This is a genomic window from Acidiphilium cryptum JF-5 (assembly GCF_000016725.1).
Taxonomy (GTDB): Bacteria; Pseudomonadota; Alphaproteobacteria; order Acetobacterales; family Acetobacteraceae; genus Acidiphilium; species Acidiphilium multivorum.
On record NC_009484.1, the window covers coordinates 2,265,851 to 2,282,980 of the forward strand.

Annotated in this window: 12 protein-coding genes; 8 read left to right on the forward strand and 4 right to left on the reverse strand. The window is 71.8% G+C overall.

Annotated elements, in window-relative coordinates; all coding sequences use genetic code 11:
• Window position 1 precedes the first annotated feature (1 nt).
• The gene (locus ACRY_RS12800) at window positions 2–442 is read right to left on the reverse strand and encodes a DUF2267 domain-containing protein (protein WP_007423744.1); all 441 of its coding nucleotides are present in this window, start codon (window positions 440–442) and stop codon (window positions 2–4) included.
• A 181-nt stretch (window positions 443–623) separates the two neighbouring features.
• Between ACRY_RS12800 and ACRY_RS12805 the strand changes: the two genes are divergently transcribed.
• Complete coding sequence (locus tag ACRY_RS12805; protein WP_012039787.1) at window positions 624–2,414, forward strand: patatin-like phospholipase family protein; 1,791 nt, start codon at window positions 624–626, stop codon at window positions 2,412–2,414.
• A gap of 8 nt (window positions 2,415–2,422) precedes the next feature.
• Here the strand turns inward: ACRY_RS12805 and ACRY_RS12810 are convergent, their stop codons facing one another.
• Entirely contained in the window at window positions 2,423–3,634 is a 1,212-nt protein-coding gene (locus ACRY_RS12810; RefSeq protein WP_012039788.1) for an MFS transporter, read from the reverse strand.
• A gap of 125 nt (window positions 3,635–3,759) precedes the next feature.
• Window positions 3,760–6,165, reverse strand: coding sequence for a transketolase (locus ACRY_RS12815; RefSeq protein WP_012039789.1), 2,406 nt, complete (start codon window positions 6,163–6,165; stop codon window positions 3,760–3,762).
• Window positions 6,166–6,285: 120 nt separating this feature from the next.
• On the opposite strand from ACRY_RS12815, the gene ACRY_RS12820 reads away from it, so the two are divergent.
• Entirely contained in the window at window positions 6,286–6,756 is a 471-nt protein-coding gene (locus ACRY_RS12820; protein ID WP_007423678.1) for an Lrp/AsnC family transcriptional regulator, read from the forward strand.
• A 15-nt stretch (window positions 6,757–6,771) separates the two neighbouring features.
• Here ACRY_RS12820 and ACRY_RS12825 read toward each other — a convergent pair whose 3' ends face one another.
• A complete protein-coding gene (locus ACRY_RS12825) occupies window positions 6,772–8,889 on the reverse strand; it encodes a putative bifunctional diguanylate cyclase/phosphodiesterase (protein ID WP_012039790.1) in 2,118 nt (705 codons plus the stop codon).
• 366 nt (window positions 8,890–9,255) lie between these two features.
• Here ACRY_RS12825 and ACRY_RS12830 point away from each other — a divergent pair, with 366 nt between their 5' ends.
• The 6 genes from ACRY_RS12830 to ACRY_RS12855 all read left to right on the forward strand — a co-directional run bounded on the left by ACRY_RS12830 (window position 9,256) and on the right by ACRY_RS12855 (window position 17,130).
• A complete protein-coding gene (locus ACRY_RS12830; RefSeq protein ID WP_007423676.1) occupies window positions 9,256–10,554 on the forward strand; it encodes an MFS transporter in 1,299 nt (432 codons plus the stop codon).
• A gap of 302 nt (window positions 10,555–10,856) precedes the next feature.
• Window positions 10,857–12,098 (forward strand): aromatic ring-hydroxylating oxygenase subunit alpha, encoded by a 1,242-nt coding sequence (locus ACRY_RS12835; RefSeq protein WP_012039791.1) that lies wholly within the window; start codon window positions 10,857–10,859, stop codon window positions 12,096–12,098.
• Between the two features lies 1 nt (window position 12,099).
• Complete coding sequence (locus ACRY_RS12840; protein ID WP_012039792.1) at window positions 12,100–13,350, forward strand: PLP-dependent transferase; 1,251 nt, start codon at window positions 12,100–12,102, stop codon at window positions 13,348–13,350.
• Window positions 13,347–14,840: an FAD-dependent oxidoreductase gene (locus tag ACRY_RS12845; protein WP_012039793.1), complete on the forward strand. Its 1,494-nt coding sequence runs from the start codon at window positions 13,347–13,349 to the stop codon at window positions 14,838–14,840. The genes ACRY_RS12840 and ACRY_RS12845 overlap by 4 nt, the downstream gene beginning before the upstream one ends.
• Window positions 14,837–16,015, forward strand: coding sequence for an NAD(P)/FAD-dependent oxidoreductase (locus ACRY_RS12850; RefSeq protein WP_012039794.1), 1,179 nt, complete (start codon window positions 14,837–14,839; stop codon window positions 16,013–16,015). The genes ACRY_RS12845 and ACRY_RS12850 overlap by 4 nt, the downstream gene beginning before the upstream one ends.
• Window positions 16,012–17,130: an NAD(P)/FAD-dependent oxidoreductase gene (locus ACRY_RS12855; RefSeq protein ID WP_012039795.1), complete on the forward strand. Its 1,119-nt coding sequence runs from the start codon at window positions 16,012–16,014 to the stop codon at window positions 17,128–17,130. Before ACRY_RS12850 ends, ACRY_RS12855 begins: the two co-directional genes overlap by 4 nt.

The window sequence follows — 17,130 nt, forward strand, 5'->3', positions numbered from 1 at the left end:
TTCAGCCCGGCGCGGCCTGCGCCGCCGCCCACAATGCCCGCGCCCCGCGCGGCAGCGCCTCGACCACGTGGGCGAGCTGCCCCGGCGCCATCCGCCGCTCGATCACGCGGATCACCGCGCCGGCGACGCGCCCGACATCCTGCAACTCGTCATGCCCGGCGAGTTCCGCGCGCAACGCCTCGGCGAAATCGCGATTGTGCGCGGCGCGCAGGCGCTCCGGCGACGGATGCCAGCCCTCGTAATAGACCCCGCGCACGATGGTCGGCATCTCGGCGCCGAAATGGGCCACCAGCCCGACCGGCAGCCGGTCGCGCACGGCGTGCAGCGTCGCCCGCAGCGCCGCATAGGCCGCCCGCTCGTTGTCGAAGCCGAGTTCGCCGGCGATTTCATGCAGCCACTCATGCGCCCGCTGCACCGAGGTATCGAGACTTGCGGCCTTCATCACCGGCCCTCCGTTCGATGTCGTCATGCCCGCAGGCTAGAGCAGAATCAGGGGCAACGCAGTCGTCCGATCGGGTTACAATGCGGTCCGGCGAAATGCGTTCCGGCGACTGGCGAATTTCGTTTCGACTTGTTACGTATGGCGCAGCCGCCCCCGCCGGGCGGCTGAAGGGGATCCTTCGATGGACGATGATGACGCGCCGTTGGCGGCGCCCGCCCCGCCGCCCGGCTTCGCCCGGTATTTCCCCCTGGAGCGCCCGCCGCCGCCGCCACGCACCTTCGAACTCGGCCTCGTGCTCGGCGGCACCGTCTCGGCCGGCGCCTATACCGCCGGCGCGCTCGACGCGCTGGTCGAGCTGCTCGACGCCTGGGAGGCGACCGACCCGCCGCACAGGGTTCGCCTGCCGATCGTCACCGGCTGCTCGGGCGGCGGCATCACGGCGGGGATTCTCGGCCTTTACGCCCGCAAGGCCCATCACCCGATGCCGGACGATTTCGCCGCCCTGATGGCGACCGCCGCGATGCCGGACAATCCGCTCTTCGATGTCTGGGTCAACCGTGTCGACGGCCTCGCCTTTCTCGACCCGTCCGACCTCGCGGGCGGCGCGGCGGCCTCGCTGCTCAACTGCCGGCGCCTCGACGAGATCGCGCGGGACATGGTCCGCTATGGCGAAACGCCCAACGGGTTCGGCCGCGCCTATCTGCCCGACCCGTACCGGATGATCCTGTCCGTCACCAATGTCGAAGGCATTCCCTACCGGTTCGACGTCCCGGCCTTCACCGGCTGGACGGGCGGAAACTACGCCCAGCACGCCGACTACGCCCGCTTCGCGCTGCCCGCGAGCGGCATCGCCGCCGACCCCGCCGGCGCGCGGCGGCCGGACGAATTCTGGGTCGGCCGGAACCCGTCCGGCGAGGGCTTCGCCGATTTCGGCACGCTGATGCAATATGCGCTGGCCGGCGGCGCCTACCCGATGGCGCTGCGGCCCCGCGCGCTCACCCGCCCCGCCGCGCACTACCGCTATCGCCCGCATGTGCTGCGGACGCCGGCCGGCGCGATCTGCGAGCCGCTGGTCCCCGACTGGTCCAGCCTGCCGACCACCGGCGGGCAGGTCGGCTTCACCGGCATCGATGGCGGCGTGTTCGACAACAATCCGGTCCTGCTCGCGCATCGCGAACTCGCCGGCATGGCCGCCCCGCTCGAACCCGGGCCGGACGCGGCGCGGCGCGCCCTGCTGCTGATCGACCCCACGCTGCACCAGCCCCGCGCGCCCGGCCGCGTGGCGGGCGGGATGGGCGGCATCGGCCTCGCCGCGCTCGGAGCGATGGAGGCCGGCGCCAACTACCTCACCGCCGATCTCGACATGATGGCCGACCCGCGGATCTTCAGCCATTTCCAGCTCGTGCCGGTCCGGCCGGACCGCAAGACGGCGGGCGCCGCCGCCGCCGCCACCACCGTCCTGCACGCCTTCGGCGGCTTCTTCTGCCGGGCCTTCCGGGTCCACGATTTCATGCTCGGCCGGCTGAACATGCGCGACTATCTGCGCCGCGTGCTCATCCTGCGCGCCGACAACCCGCTCTTCGACGGCTGGACCCTCGCCGAGCGGCAGCGCCGCGCGCTCGATGCCGATGGCGCCCCCCTGCCCACGGTGGACGGCGCGACGCCGCCCGCCGCCTACTGGCTGCCGGTGATCCCCGACAGTCTCGGCCCGGCGCCCGGCGGCTATGCCGGCATCCTGCCCTGGCCCGCGGGGCAACTCGACCCCGCAACGCTGCGCCCGGCACTCGGCCAGCGGGTGGCCGCCCTTCTCGCCATCGCGCAGAAAGACGAGATCTCGGGGCTGCTGGCCAATCTCTGGTTCGACGCCGCCGAAGGCACCATCTCCGCACGGATCACCGGCGATATCGTCGCCGCCTTCCGGGCGGCGCTGGAACGGCACGATCTGCTGCCGCGCGCCGGCGGCGCCGGCTGAGGCGCCCGTTACCGCGCGCGCGCGTGGCCGGCATCCACCAGCGCGAAAAGCAGGACGAGCCCGATCACGGCAAAGCCGGCGCTGGCCAGGAAGGTCGCCGCCGGCCCGGCCAGGCTCCACGCCACGCCGGCGAGCAGGCTCGCCGCCAGCAGCGCCACCCCGCCGGCGAGGTGAAAGATGCCGAACGCCGTGCCCCGCGCCGTCTCCGGCGCCGCGTCGGACACCAGCGCCGACAGCACGCCCTGGGTCAGCCCCATATGCAGGCCGAACAGGGCGATGCCGGCCATGCCCACCACAAGGCCCGGCGCGAAGCCGAGGCACAGATCGGCGAGCACCAGCACCCCGAATCCGGCCGCCAGCACGCCCCGCCGGTCCAGCCGGTCCGCCAGCCGCCCGGCCGGATAGGCCGCAAGCCCGTAGACCACGTTCATCACCACCAGCACCGCCGGGGTGAGCGCCAGCGGCAGGCCGAGGCTGCGGGCGCGCAGCACGAGGAACGCCTCGCCGAAGCGGGCGAGCGTCAGCACCGCGCCGGCGAGCACGACGGCGCGAAAGCGCGGGCCGAGCTGGACGAATTCGCTCCGCCGCAGCGGCAGGCGCGCGGGCCGGTGGCTCGCCTTGCGCGGCGGATCGCGCACCGCGACCGCGAGCAGCAGCACGGCGGCAAGGCCGAAGGGCAGCGCCAGCCAGAAGACGAGGCGGATATCGTCGCCGCTCGCCGCCATCAGCACGATCGCGAGCAGCGGGCCGGCGAAGGCGCCCACCGTGTCGAGCGACTGGCGCAGGCCGAACGCCGCCCCGCTCATCCCGGGCGGCGCGAGATCGCCCACCAGCGCATCGCGCGGCGCCCCGCGCACCCCCTTGCCGATCCGGTCGAACACGCGCGCGCCGAGCACCCAGCCCGCCGCCGGGGCGAGCGCGAAGACGGGTTTCGACAGCGCCCCCATCGCATAGCCGGCGACGGCCAGCGCCTTGCGCCGGCCGAGCCGGTCGCTGAGCCAGCCCGAGAACACCTTGACGATCGAGGCCGTGCCCTCGCCCACCCCTTCGATCAGCCCGACCATCTCGGTGCCGGCGCCGAGCGTGACGACGAGAAAGACCGGCAGCAGCGCGTGGATCATCTCCGAGGAGATATCCATCAGCAGGCTCACGCAGCCGAGCGCCCAGATCGCGCGCGGCAGGCGCGGCCGCGCGAGGTCCGTGCCGAGCGGGGCGCTCATGCCGTCAACGCGCGGGGCGGGGCATCATGCCGCCCTTGCGGGCGCCGCCAGTCCCAGTCCGTCATCGCCGCTCCTCCTGATCCGCAGGTAGGACGATATGCGGGCCGATGCCAAGCCCGCCGGCATCACCCCGCCAGCGCGGCCGCCCCGGACCGGGCGCGCGGACGGGCCGGAAAGGCCAGCACCGGCCGGCCGCTGGTGAAGGTGCCGACGCGCTCGATGATCGCGGCGGCGTCGATGCCGTTGGCGCGGTAGAGATCGGCGATGGTGCCGGTCTGGCCGAAGCGCTCGACGCCGAGCGGCAGCACCGCATGGCCGGCGACGCCGCCGAGCCAGGACAGGGTGGCGGGATGGCCGTCGATCACCGTGACGATGCGGCAGTCGCGCGGGAGCGGGGCGAGCAGGCGCTCGGCCAGCGAGGTCACCGCCTCGCCCCGGCATCTCGCCCGCTGGGCCGCGCTCCAGCCGGCATGCAGCCGGTCGGCCGAGGTGACGGCGAGCACGCCGATATCGCGCCGGCTTTCCGCCAGCGCCCCGGCGGCGCGGATCGCCTCCGGCGCCACCACCCCCTGATAGGCGATGACGAGTTCGGCGTTCGGCCCCGGCTCGCGCAGCCAGTAGGCGCCCTCGGTGGCCCCCTGCCGCCAGGCGGTGCCGCGCCGGCCCGGCTGCTCGACCGGGTTGGTCGACAGGCGCAGATAGACCGAGCCGCCCGCCGCATCGGCGAGGCCGGTGCGCGGATCGGTATACGGATCGGCGGCGTCGCGCTGGAGATGGTCGAACGCCCATTCCATGATCGCCGCCAGCTCGTCGGCGAAGGCCGGCTCGAAGGCGGCGAGGCCGGGCTGGGTCATGCCGATCGCCGGCGTGCCGATCGACTGGTGCGCCCCACCCTCCGGCGCGAGGGTGACGCCCGAGGGCGTGCCGACCAGCAGGAAGCGGGCATCCTGGTAACAGGCGTAGTTCAGCGCATCGAGCCCGCGGGCGATGAACGGATCGTAGACGGTGCCGATGGGGATGAGGCGGCGGCCGAACAGCGAACGGGCGAGGCCGGCGGCGGCGAGCAGCAGCATCAGGTTGGTCTCGGCGATGCCGAGTTCGAGATGCTGGCCCTCGGGCGCGAAATCCCAGCGCGCGGTCGAGGGGATCTTCTCGGCGCGGAAGAGGTCGGCCATCGCCTCGCGGGCGAACAGGCGGCGGCGGTTGACCCAGGGGCCGAGCGAGGTGGTGCCGGTGACGTCGGGCGAGGTGGTGAGGATGCGCGCGGCGAGCGCGCTGTCGCCGCGGGCGAGATCGTCGAGGATGCGGCCGAAGGCGGCCTGGGTGGAGATCTCCCGCTCGCCGGGTGAAGCGAGGGCGGGGACCGGCAGATGCGCATCGTCGTGCCGGCGGCGGCCGGCGGCGAAGAAGGGCACCGCGTCGAGCCAGGCGCGGAAGCCCTCCACGTCCGCCACCGCGGCGAAACGCTCCCACTCCTCGCCCTGCCCCACGCCCATGTGGCGCTGCCAGGCCTGCATCTGCTCGACCGTCATCACCCCGCCGTGATTGTCCTTGTGCCCGGCGATCGGCGTGCCCCAGCCCTTGATCGTGTAGGCGAGGAAGCAGGTCGGGCGGTCGTGGTCGATCGCGGCGAAGGTGTCGGCCATGGTCTGCACGCAGTTGCCGCCGAGATTCTCCATCAGCGCGGCCAGCTCGGCATCGCTGCGCCGGGCGATCAGCGCCGAGACCGCGCCCTGGTCGCCCAGCTCGTCGAGCAGGCGCTTGCGCCAGGCCGCGCCGCCCTGGAAGGTGAGTGCTGCGTAGCGCTGGTTGGGGCAGGAATCGATCCAGTTTCGCAGCGCCTCCCCGCCCGGCTCGGCGAAGGCCGCGCGCTGCAACGCGCCGTACTTGATCCGCACCACATCCCAGCCGAACGCCTCGAAGATCTTCTCGATGCGCTGCCACAGCCCCTCGCGGGCCACCCCGTCGAGCGACTGGCGGTTGTAGTCGATCACCCACCAGACATCGCGCAGCCCGTTCTTCCAGCCTTCCTGGAGGCATTCGTGGATGTTGCCCTCGTCGATCTCGGCATCGCCCATCAGCGCGACCATGCGGCCGCGCCGCACATCCCGCCCCCATTGCTTCGCCGCGATATAGTCCTGCACCAGCGCGGCGAAGGAGGTGATGGCGACGCCGAGGCCCACCGATCCGGTGGAGAAATCCACGTCGTCATCGTCCTTGGTGCGGCTCGGATAGCTCTGGGTGCCGCCGAAGCCGCGGAAAGTCTCCAGCCGCTCGCGCGTGGTGTTGCCCATCAGGTATTGCATCGCGTGAAACACCGGGGCGGCGTGCGGCTTCACCGCGACGCGGTCCTCCGGGCGCAGCGCGGTGAAATAGAGCGCCGCCATGATGCCCACCATCGAGGCGGAGGAGGCCTGATGCCCGCCGGTCTTGATCCCGTCCACTTTCGGCCGGAGGTGGTTGGCGTTGTGGATCATCCAGTGCGACAGCCAGAGCAGGCGCTGTTCGGCGGTTTTCAGATGCGGCGTCATTCGCGGTCTCCCGGCGTGAGGGCGGTGCGCCGAGTCTAGGCGGGCGGGCGGAGCGAATCCTTGCGATTCGCGCGGCCCAGGGCAATATCGTGGCGATAGTCTGCAAGGAACCGCACCATCATGGTGAAATCCGGCACGATCGACGATTTCGATAGGGAGATCCTGTCCGCCCTGCGGAGCGACGCGCGGATCTCCATGCTCGACCTCGCCGAGCGGGTCGGGCTGAGTGCGACCCCGGTGGCCCGCCGCGTGCGCCGGCTGGAGCGCGAGGGCATCATCCGCGGCTATACCGTGATGATCGACGAGGCGGCCCTCGGCTTCGACGTGTCGGTGTTCGTCTCGGTCAAGCTCGACAAGCAGGTGGACGACGCGCTGGTGCGTTTCGAGGCGGCCATCGCCTCGTTCCCCGAGGTGGTCGATTGCTGGCTGATGACCGGCAACCGCGACTACCTGCTCCGGGTGGTGACGACGAGCCTCGCCGCGTTCGAGCAGTTCCTGGTCGGGCAACTGACGCGGGTGCGCGGCGTCGCCTCGATCGAGAGCTCGATCCCGCTGCGCCGGGTCAAGGCCGGGGTGTCGCGCTCGGCGTGACCGGCCAGCCCGCGTTCAGGCGCTCGCCGCCAGGGCGGGCGCGGCGGCCGGATCGAACGGACGATCGGGCACCCGCCCCGTCATCTGCAGCCAGTCCGTCACGTCCGCGGCGGGAATCGGACGGCTGAACAGATACCCCTGAACGCTGCCGACGCCCCGCTCCACCAGGTTGCGGTTCTGTTCCGGCGTCTCGACGCCTTCGGCCGTCACCTGCAGCCCGAGCGCGCGGGCGATCGAGAGGATCGCCTCGATCGTCGCATAGCCGTTGCGCCCGGCGTCGCGCACGAAGGACTGGTCGATCTTGATCACGTCGATCGGCAGGTTGCCGAGGAAGGACAGCGACGAGAAGCCGGTGCCGAAATCGTCGAGCAGGATTCCCACGCCCATCTGCCGCAGCCTGTCGAACAGCGGCGCCGACCGGTCGGCGTCGTGCAGGAACATCGTCTCGGTGATTTCGATCTTCAGGCGCGATGGCGGCAGACCCGAAACCGCCAGCGCGTGCTCGACGTCATCGAGCAGGCTGCCGACCAGCACATGCGAGACCGAGATGTTGACGGTGACGGCGATCGACGGGTCCGGCCAGCCGGTCGCCGCGCGGCACGCCTCTTCCAGCACCCAGCGGCCGATCCGCTCGATCTGCCCGCTCTGCTCGGCGACCGGGATGAACGTCGCCGGGCTGACCGCGCCGCGCACCGGGTGATTCCAGCGCAGCAGCGCCTCGAACGCCGTGCAGGCGCCCGTCCGCGCGTCGATGATCGGCTGGAACACCAGGCGGAACTGATCCCCCTTGATGGCGTCCCGCAGGCCCTGTTCGAGGTCGTAGCGATCCGCCATGTCATCGGCGAGAACCGGGTCGAAGCGCTTGGCCCGGCTCTTGCCCTCGCGCTTCGCCGCATACATCGCGACATCGGCGGCGCGGATCACGCTGTCGGCGGTATCGCCATTGTCGGGATAGAGCGCCACCCCCACCGAGGCCTCGACCCGGCAGACATCCGCGCCCACCGTGATCGGCGTCTTGATCGCCTCGATCAGCCGCTCGGCATGGCGGAGCGCCTCCTCGCCGCCGCAGTCCGGCAGGGCGACGAGGAACTCGTCGCCGCCCCACCGCGCGACGTCCCCCGTCGCGCCGATCACCCGGGCGACGCGCTCGGCGGTTTGCCGCAGAACCTGGTCCCCCATCTCGTGGCCGCGCAGGTCGTTGATCTGCTTGAAGCTGTCGAGATCGATGAACAGCAGCGCGACCCGGCCGGGCGCCCCCACCGAACCCTCCGCGCGCCCGGCGAGGCGGGCGGTGAAGGTCGGGCGGTTGTAGAGCCCGGTCAGCGGATCGGTCGAGGCGAGCCGGCTCAGGGCCGCCGCGTAGCGCTCGCGCTCGGCCACCTCGTGCGCGAGCTGGGCGGTCCGCTCGCACACCCGGCGCTCCAGGCTCTCGTTGGCGTCCGCGAGGTCGCTCTTCATCGCTTCGAGATGAACCCTCTCCTGCTCGGAGCGCAGCGTCAGCACCTGGTTCGTGCGCATCAGGCGCAAGCCGCGCAGCACCGTCCGCGACGTGGTCCGGGCGAAGAAGAACGACGAGATGTAGCCGACGATGCCGATCACCGCGAATTTCTGCCCGCCCGGCTGATACGCGATCAGGGTCTCCGCAACCCCCGGCAGCAGGACGGCGGTGCAATAGGTCACGATCAGCGGAAAGCTGGCGCTCAGGACGGTGACGCTCCCCCCCGCCATGCCGAAACACACCATGAACGCATACGCCCGCTCGACGACGGCGAGATGCGGAAAGAAGAAGATCGGGAAACTGCCGAGCAGCAGGGCCAGGGTCGACGTGCCGAGCCCGAAGCGGCGGATCATCTTCCGGCCGTCGAAAGGCTTCCGGCTGACCCGGGGAAACAGGATGATGATGTCGACGGAGCGGATCGCGGAAACGAGGACGATGGCGGCGAACCAGGCCAGCAGGGCGGACCACTCGCCCGGCGCCTGCACGAGGATGATGAGCAGGAACGACACCGCGACCGTGACGAACACGCTGCCGCCGCCCAACGAATAGAGCAGTTCGGCACGATCCCTCTCGATCAGCTCCTCCAGTTCGGGATCGGCTGTTTCGTCAGGCTCTGATCGCTTGGGCTTACGCATGTGAATTCCCGACAGGGGATCGGCTTGACGATCCGGCGCCATACTCGCGGACCGGCGGACCCCCTTGCGGCGTCCGCCACTCCCTCACGCGCCTTAAGCACGGCAATTCTTAATGGATCGTTATGAAATCCCGGGGCATATCAGGGATGACCTGCCCGCTGACCGGCCGCTCGAAGCACGTCTCCGGCCGGAACACCCACATCCCGCGTCCTGCCGGATTGCCGTCCGATCGGTGGTAGTTTAACGATAAATCTCAACTTGGGAGAGGTGGGCCTCTTTTGCTATGCCGATGATAGCGCAACCAACGGCCGCCCGGCCGCAAGAGCAAAATTTGATCCCGACGCCACGTCAATACGGAGGAAACCGATGAGTTCAAGCACAGGAGCGGCGGAGGTGGGCATGACCCGCTGGTTCCGCCTCATTCCCATCGCGATGATCGTCTACATCATCTCGTTCATGGACCGCACCAACATCGCCTACGCCTTTTCGGGAATCGGCCACGATTTCCACATCACCAAGGCGGACGAAGGCACCGCGGGCGGCATCTTCTTCGTCGGCTACGTGCTGCTGCAGATTCCCGGCGGCTGGCTGGCCGAACACTGGTCCGCCAAGAAATTCGTCGCCATCATGATCTGCTTCTGGGGGCTGATGGCGCTGGCCTGCGGGCTCGCGCAGAATTTCACCCAGCTCGTGATCTTCAGGTTCCTTCTCGGCGTCGCCGAGGGCGGGATCTGGCCGGCCACGCTGGTGCTGCTGTCGCACTGGTTCCCCGTGCAGGAGCGCGCCCGCGCCTACGGCTTCTGGATCGCCAACCTGGCGATCTCGTCGATCATCACCCAGCCGCTGTCGGGCTTCATCGTCGCCGGCTCGGACTGGCGCACGCTCTTCTTCGTCGAAGGCGCGCTGCCCTTCATCATCGCGCTGCCGCTCTGGCTGATCTTCATCAAGGACCGGCCCGAAGACGCCCATTGGTGCCTGCCCGCCGAGCGCGACTACATCAACCGCTCGCTCGCCCAGGACCGCGCCAACGAACCCGAGCCGGGACCGTTCAGCGACATCTTCAAGTCCGCGACCGTGTGGCGCCTCGTGGTGGTCTATTTCCTCGTGCAGGTCGGCTTCTACGGGCTGAACATGTGGATGCCCACCCTGCTCAAGTCCCTCACCCATGCGGGCTTCGGCGCGGTCGGCCTGATCGCGACACTGCCCTACGTGGTCGCGGGGCTGATGCTCTGGTTCAACGGCTGGTGGGCGGACACCAACCGCCGCTACTCCCGCCACGTCTTCCTGCCCATGACGCTGGCGGCCGTCAGCCTCATCCTGTCGGTGACGGTCGGCGAGGGCATGATCCTGCTGTCCATCTTCTTCCTCTGCCTCGCGATGGGCGGCGCGATGTCCTATGACGGCCCGTTCTGGGCGGCCGCCTCGCGCACGCTGCCCGTCGCCCTGGTCGGCGGCGCCATGGGGCTGATCAACGCGCTCGGCAATCTCGGCGGCTATCTCGGGCCGTTCCTGGGCGGCTATCTCCAGGACAAGACGCACAATTTCTACGCCACGGCGATCCTCTTCGCCATCTCGCTGTTCGCCGCCGGCCTCGTGATGCTGACGATCAGGGTCCGCGAAACGGCCCCGACCGTGCACGGCCCCGCGGTCAGCCCCGCCGAATGAGCCAGTGTCCCGGACACTGGAAAACGATAAGAACAATAGTCTAGCACCAAGCTGACGAAGGCACCGGCCGGTTCCACCCGCGCCGGTGCCACCTCGTCCATCCCCGAACGCCCCTGAACGCGGTCCATCAACACGGTGGACGAACGCCGGACATGACGCGGCGTTCGCCGCCATCGGCCGCACCCTTCCGGATCACCCTGGCCGCCGGGGGCCAGCGCGCCGGCTCATAGGCTTATGCACAAATGCGATTTGCCGCCGCCCCGGCGTGCTGACTAACGTCCGGTGTCCACTGGAGGTCACCGATGCCGGATACGCCCCTGCGCAACCGCCTCTCCGCGCTTCTCGCCCAGCGTCCGCCCCGGCACACGCTGCCGCAGGCCTTCTACACCGATCCCGAGATCTTCGAGTTCGACCTGCGCGAGATCTACGGCCGCAGCTGGCTGCTCATCGGGCTGGAAACCGAGATCCCCGACCCCGGCAGCTATCTCGCGATGACCATCGGCCGCTCGCCGATCCTCCTGCTCCGCGGACAGGACGGCGTGCTGCGCGGCTTCTTCAACACCTGCCGCCATCGCGGCGCGCAGATCCTGGCCGATGGCTGCGGCCACGCGCAGCGCCTGCTCTGCCCCTATCACCAGTGGATGTATGACGACACCGGCGCCCTGCGCGGCGCCGGCCGCATGCCGCGCGAGTTCGACAAGTCCGCCCACGGTCTGAACCCGATCCATGTCCGCACCGTCGCCGGCACCGTCTATGTCTGCCTCGCCGCCGAGCCGCCCGAATTCGACGCCTTCCACGACCATCTCGCGCCGATGCTCGCCGGCCACGATCTCGGCAACGCCAAGCTCGCCGCCGAATGCACGCTGTTCGAGCGCGGCAACTGGAAGCTGGTGATGGAGAACGCGCGCGAGTGCTATCACTGCGGCGCCGGCCATCCCGAGCTCGCCCGCTCCTTCCCGACCGACGTGCGCGGCAATTTCAGCACCGCCGGCATGGTCGACCTGCCCGGCTTCATCGCGCGGATGGAGGCGCTCGGCCTGCCCTCCGCCGCGGTGCAGGGCGAATGGTGGCAGGCCTCGCGCTTCCCGCTGCGCGACGGCAACGTGTCGATGACGATGGACGGCACGCCCTGCGTCGCCAAGCCGCTCTGCCACGTCAACGGCGGCGATGTCGGCTCGCTGCGCTGGGCGCTGGAGCCGCACTGCTTCGCCCATGCGGTGGGCGATTTCCTCATCATCTTCTCCGCCCTGCCGCTCGCGCCGCAGGAAACCCTGGTCGTCGCCAAGTGGTATGTCCACAAGGATGCCGAGGAAGGCGTCGACTACACGCGGGACGGGCTGATGCATGTCTGGAACGAGACCAACCTGCAGGACCGCGCGCTGGTCGAGCTGAACCAGCGCGGCGTCAACTCGCTCGGCTACGTGCCCGGCCCCTACAGCGAGGCGTCGGAGAGTCTCGCCATCGGCTTTACCGACTGGTACGTGAACAGCGTGGCCCGCCGCATCGGCGTGGCGGCGCCGGCCCAGAAGCTGGTCGACGCCTGACGTGGCGGGGCGGCGCGTCGAGACCATCGCGGTCGGCCACGGCTACGATCCGGCGAGGCATAACGGGGCGGCGAAACCGCCCGTCTACATGAGCTCCACCTTCGTCTATCGCGACGCCGCGCACGCCCGCTCGGCGCATGAGGGCTACGCCGCCGGCCGCGCCCCCGACTCGGGCGACGCCGAGGGCTACATCTACGCCCGGCTCGACCATCCGAACCTGCAGATGCTGCAGGCGCGCATGGCGGCGCTGGACGGCGCGGAAGCCTGTGCGGCGTTCGGTTCCGGCATGGCGGCGGTGGCCACCGCGCTGCTCTCGCTGGTCCGCCCGGGCGACTCGGTGCTGCACACGAGCCCCCTCTATGGCGGGACCGACGGCCTGCTGACCGGCGTGATGGCGCCCGAACTCGGCGTCCGCCCCGTCGCCATCGCCGACGCGCTGGACGAGGGGTCGGTGCGCGAGGCCGCGGCCGGGGCGCTGGCGCACGGCCCGCTCGCCGCGGTCTGGATCGAGACGCCCTCCAACCCGCTCGCCGGCCTGGCCGACATCGCGCTGATCGCCCGCGTCGCGCGCGAGGCCGCCGCCGGCCAGGCCCGGCCGCCCGTCGTCATCGTCGACAACACCTTCCTCGGCCCCACCCTGCAGGCGCCGCTCCGCCACGGCGCCGATCTGTGCATGACCTCGCTGACCAAATATGCCGGCGGCCACAGCGACCTGCTGGGCGGCGCCATCTCCGGGGCCACGGCGCTGGTCGAGCCGCTGCGCAAGCGGCGCACGCTGATGGGCACCCATCTCGACCCGCATGGCAGCTGGCTGCTGCTGCGCTCGATCGAGACGATGGGCCTGCGCGTCGAGCGGGCGGGGCAGAACGCCGCCACCGTGGCGCGCTTCCTCGCCGCGCATCCCAAGGTCTCGCGCGTCACCTGGGCCGGCTTCGCCGATCCGGCGAGCCCGGCCGGCGCGCTGCTGCGCCGCCAGTGCGACGGCGCCGGCCCCACCTTCGCCTTCGATGTCGCGGGCGGCGAGGCGTCCTGCTTCCGCCTGCTCGACGCGCTCCGGGTGTTCCGCCTCGCGGTCAGCCTCGGCGGCACCGAATCGCTGATCTGCCACCCGGCGACGACGACGCATTTCTCCGTCCCGCCCGAACGCCGCGCCGCCGCCGGCGTCACCGACGGCACCATCCGCATCTCGGTCGGCATCGAGCACGAGGCCGACCTCATCGAAGACCTCGCCCAGGCGCTGGAAAAGGCATGAGCATGGACACGACGCTGCCGCCGCACGGCATGGCCGATCCGAAATCCGCTTCGGGCAAATTCCCCGCTCCCGAACAGATGGTCGACGTGCTGGTGGTCGGCGCCGGCCCGGCGGGCCTCGCCGCGGCGCTGGAGGCGGCGCGCTCCGGCGCCTCGGTCCTGCTGGTGGACGAGCATCCGGTGCCGGTCGGCCTCGCCGGGCTCGACGTGCCCTATCTCTTCGGCGGCCGCGCCGGCACCGCCCTCGCCAACCCGGCGCGCATGGTCGAGCGGATCGCCGCCGCCACCCCCGGCCTCGCGGAGGCGTATGACGCCGGCGTCGAGGTCCTGCTCGGCGTCTCCGCCTGGGGCGCCTGGGTCGAGCGGCCGGGCCTCGCCGTGCTGCCCTGCAGCCTGGCGGGGCTTTCGGACGGCAGCCGCTCGTGGATGTGCGGCTTCCGCCGCCTCGTCGTCGCCGCCGGCGCGCGCGACCTCGTGCTCTCCTTCCGCGATGCCGACCAGCCGGGTGTCATGGGCGCGCGGGGCCTGGCCGCGCTGCTGACCCGCTACGACGCGTTCGACGGCCGCGAGATCGTCATCCTCGGCACCGGCCGCCTCGCGCTGGACACCGCGCTGCTCGCCCTCGATCGCGGCATCGCCGTGCCGGCGCTGGTCGAGGCCGCTGCCGCACCCGTCGGCCCGGCGCCGCTGGTCGAGGCCGTGCGTTCGCGCGGCGTCGAGATCCTCTGCGGCCATGTCCCGCTCGCGGCGGTGGCCTCGCCCGCCGGCGTCGCCGGGCTCGACGTCGTCCCCGTGGCCGGCGGCCCGGCCCGGCGCCTCGACTGCGACACGGTCTGCCTCGCCATCGGCCTCGTGCCGGCGGTCGAACTGCTCGACGTCGCCGGCGCCCGCCTCGTCATGGACGCGGCGCGCGGCGGCTACGTCCCGGTGCTGGACGATGCCGGGCGATGCACCGCGCCCGGCGTCGTCGCGGTGGGCGACTGCGCCGGCATCGCCGACGATCCGGGGCTCGACTACCGGATGGGCTGGATGCGCGCGCTGCTCGCCACCGGCGGCGCCGACGCGCCCGCCTGCCTGTGCGAGGAGGTGACGCGGGCCGACGTCTTCGCCCTCAACCCGCCGCGCTATCTCGGCCCGCCGCCCCCGGCGATGGCGGCGCGCGACTATGCCGCGCTGCTGCGCGACGGCCCGCCGGACCACGACCAGATGAAGCGCCTCACCCGCGTCTCGATGGGCCCCTGCCAGGCCCGCCGCTGCCGCGAGCAGGTGGCGCTGCTGATGGCGATCGGCGCCGGCCTGCCCGCCGCGTCCATCGGCCTCGCCGGCTACCGCGCCCCGGTCCGCCCGCTGCCGCTTTCCGCCCTCGCCGCCGGCGGCGACGACGAGGCGGGGTGGGACGTATGGTTCGGCATCCTCAGCCAGTGGGTGCCCTACGCCGCCATCGGCACCGAGCGCGAGGACGCCTGGCGCGCCGGGAGCATGCACCTGTGAGCGCCGTGGCGAAGGGCGCCTCGGTCGTCATCGTCGGCGCCGGCGTCACCGGCCTGTCGGCGGCGTTCTGGCTGGCGCGCGACGGCGTCGACGTGCTCGTGCTCGACAAGGGCGTGGTCGGCTACGAGGCCTCCAGCCGCAACGGCGGCGGCTGCACCCACTACCAGAGCCCGCTCTTCCACGAGGAGCAGCGCCTCTGGCCGCGGATGGACGAGTTGCTCGGCTACCCGACCGAATGGCGCGGCGAGCGGATCGTCATCGCGGTGACCGAGGCGCAGCTCGCCCGCTACCACCGCATCCAGGGCATCGTCGGCGAGCTCGGCTACCGGGTCGACCTGCTCGACCCGCGGCAGGTGCGCGACGCCGTGCCGCTCGCCGGCGCCAATCTCGGCGGCGTGCACATCCGCACCGGCGGCCAGGCCAACCCGCAGCGCACCGTGCAGGCCTATGCCTGGGCGGCGCAGGACCATGGCGCGCGCATCCTCCAGCACACCCCCGCCCTCGGCATCGCGATGGCCGGCGGCCGCGCCGTCGGCGTCCGCACGGCGGCGGGCGTGATCGGCTGCGACCAGCTGGTGATCGCCGCCGGCCCGCAATCCGACCGCCTCGCCCGCGACGCCGGGCTCGACCTGCCGCTCGCCCCGGCCCGCGCCGAGATGATCGTCACCGAGGCGCTGCCGCCGATGCCGCTCGGCGGCGTCGACGGCAACGGGCTCTACGGGCGGCAGACCCTGCGCGGCAACCTCGCCTATGGCGGCGGCTGGCACGAATGGCTCGACGCCGTGCCGGCGGACAACCCGCTTCCCCGCCCCTCGACGCCGACGATCCGCCCTCTCGCCCGCCGCCTCGCCGAGCTCTTCCCGAAGGCGGCGCACGCGCGGGTCATCCGCTCCTGGGCCGGCATCGTCGAGAACACGCCCGATGGCCGGCCCGTGCTCGACCGCCCGGCCGATCCCGGCAACGTGACGGTGGCGACGATGTCGAGCGTCGGCTTCGGCCTCTCGCCCGCCACCGGCCGCGCCCTGCGCGACATCGTCGTGGAGGGGCGCTGCACCTTCGCCGATCTCGGCAAGCTCTCCCTCGCCCGCTTCCGCGATCTCGACCCCGACTGGCGGCGCCGTCAGGGATGGTTCACCCCGGCCGCCGCCCCGGCGCGCGAGGAGATGCCGGCATGAGCGCGCCGCGCGTGCTGGTGGTCGGCGGCGGCATCGCCGGCCTCTCCGCCGCCTGGGGGCTGAGCCGGCGCGGCTTCGCGGTCGAGCTGTTCGAGCAGGGCCCGCTGCCCAACCCCCGCGCCTCCTCGCATGACGAGCACCGCATCATCCGCCACGCCTATGGCGAGCTGGAGGGCTACGCCCACATGATGCCCGCCGCCTTCCGCCTGTGGGAGGCGCTCTGGGCGGAAACCGGCGCGCGCCATTACGACGACCTGCCGGTGATCTACTTCATGCGCGGCGAAACCCCCTGGTACGAGCCCACCCGCCGCTCGCTCGACCGTCTCGGCATCGCCCATGCGGACATCCCGCTGGCCGAGATCCCCGCCCGCTTCCCGATGATCGAGCCCGCCGGCCTCACCCGCGTGATGCGGACGGCGGGCGGCGGCATCCTCTACCCCGTCCGCATCCTGACCGATCTCGTGAAGCTGCTCGGCCGGCGCGGCGTCGCGCTGCACGCCAACACCAGGGTCGAGGCGATCGACGCCGAGGCCGGCACGCTCCGCACCGCCGCCGGCACGGTGCGCGGCGATGCCGTCATCGTCGCCGCCGGCGCCTGGGCGGCGCGGCTGGTCCCCTCGCTCGCGGATGCGGCGGTGCCCTCGCGCCAGGCGGTGATGTTCCTCGCCCCGCCGCCCGAGCTCGAAGCCGCCTGGGCCGCCGCCCCGGTGATGATCGATCTCGGCGAGGAAAGCGGCACCTATACCCTGCCGCCGCGCGCCGGCACGCGGCTGAAAATCGGCGATCACCGCTTCACCCGCGCCGGCGACCCCGACGGCGACCGCGCCGGCACCGACGAGGACGTCGCCCGCCTGCTCGACGCCGCGTCCCGCGCCTGGCGCGGCTTCGATCGCTACACCGTGCTGGAGCGCAAGGCCTGCTTCTATACGGTGACCGAGGACGAGCGCTTCATCCTCCGCCGCGAGGGCGCGCGCGCCTGGCTGTGCAGCGCCTGCTCCGGCCACGGCTTCAAGCTCGGCGTGCTGATGGGCGACGCGGTGGCCGGCGCCGTCGCCGGCGAGCGCGACGCGGCGTCCCTCACCCGCTGGGCCGCCGGGCTCGACATCCCGGACTGA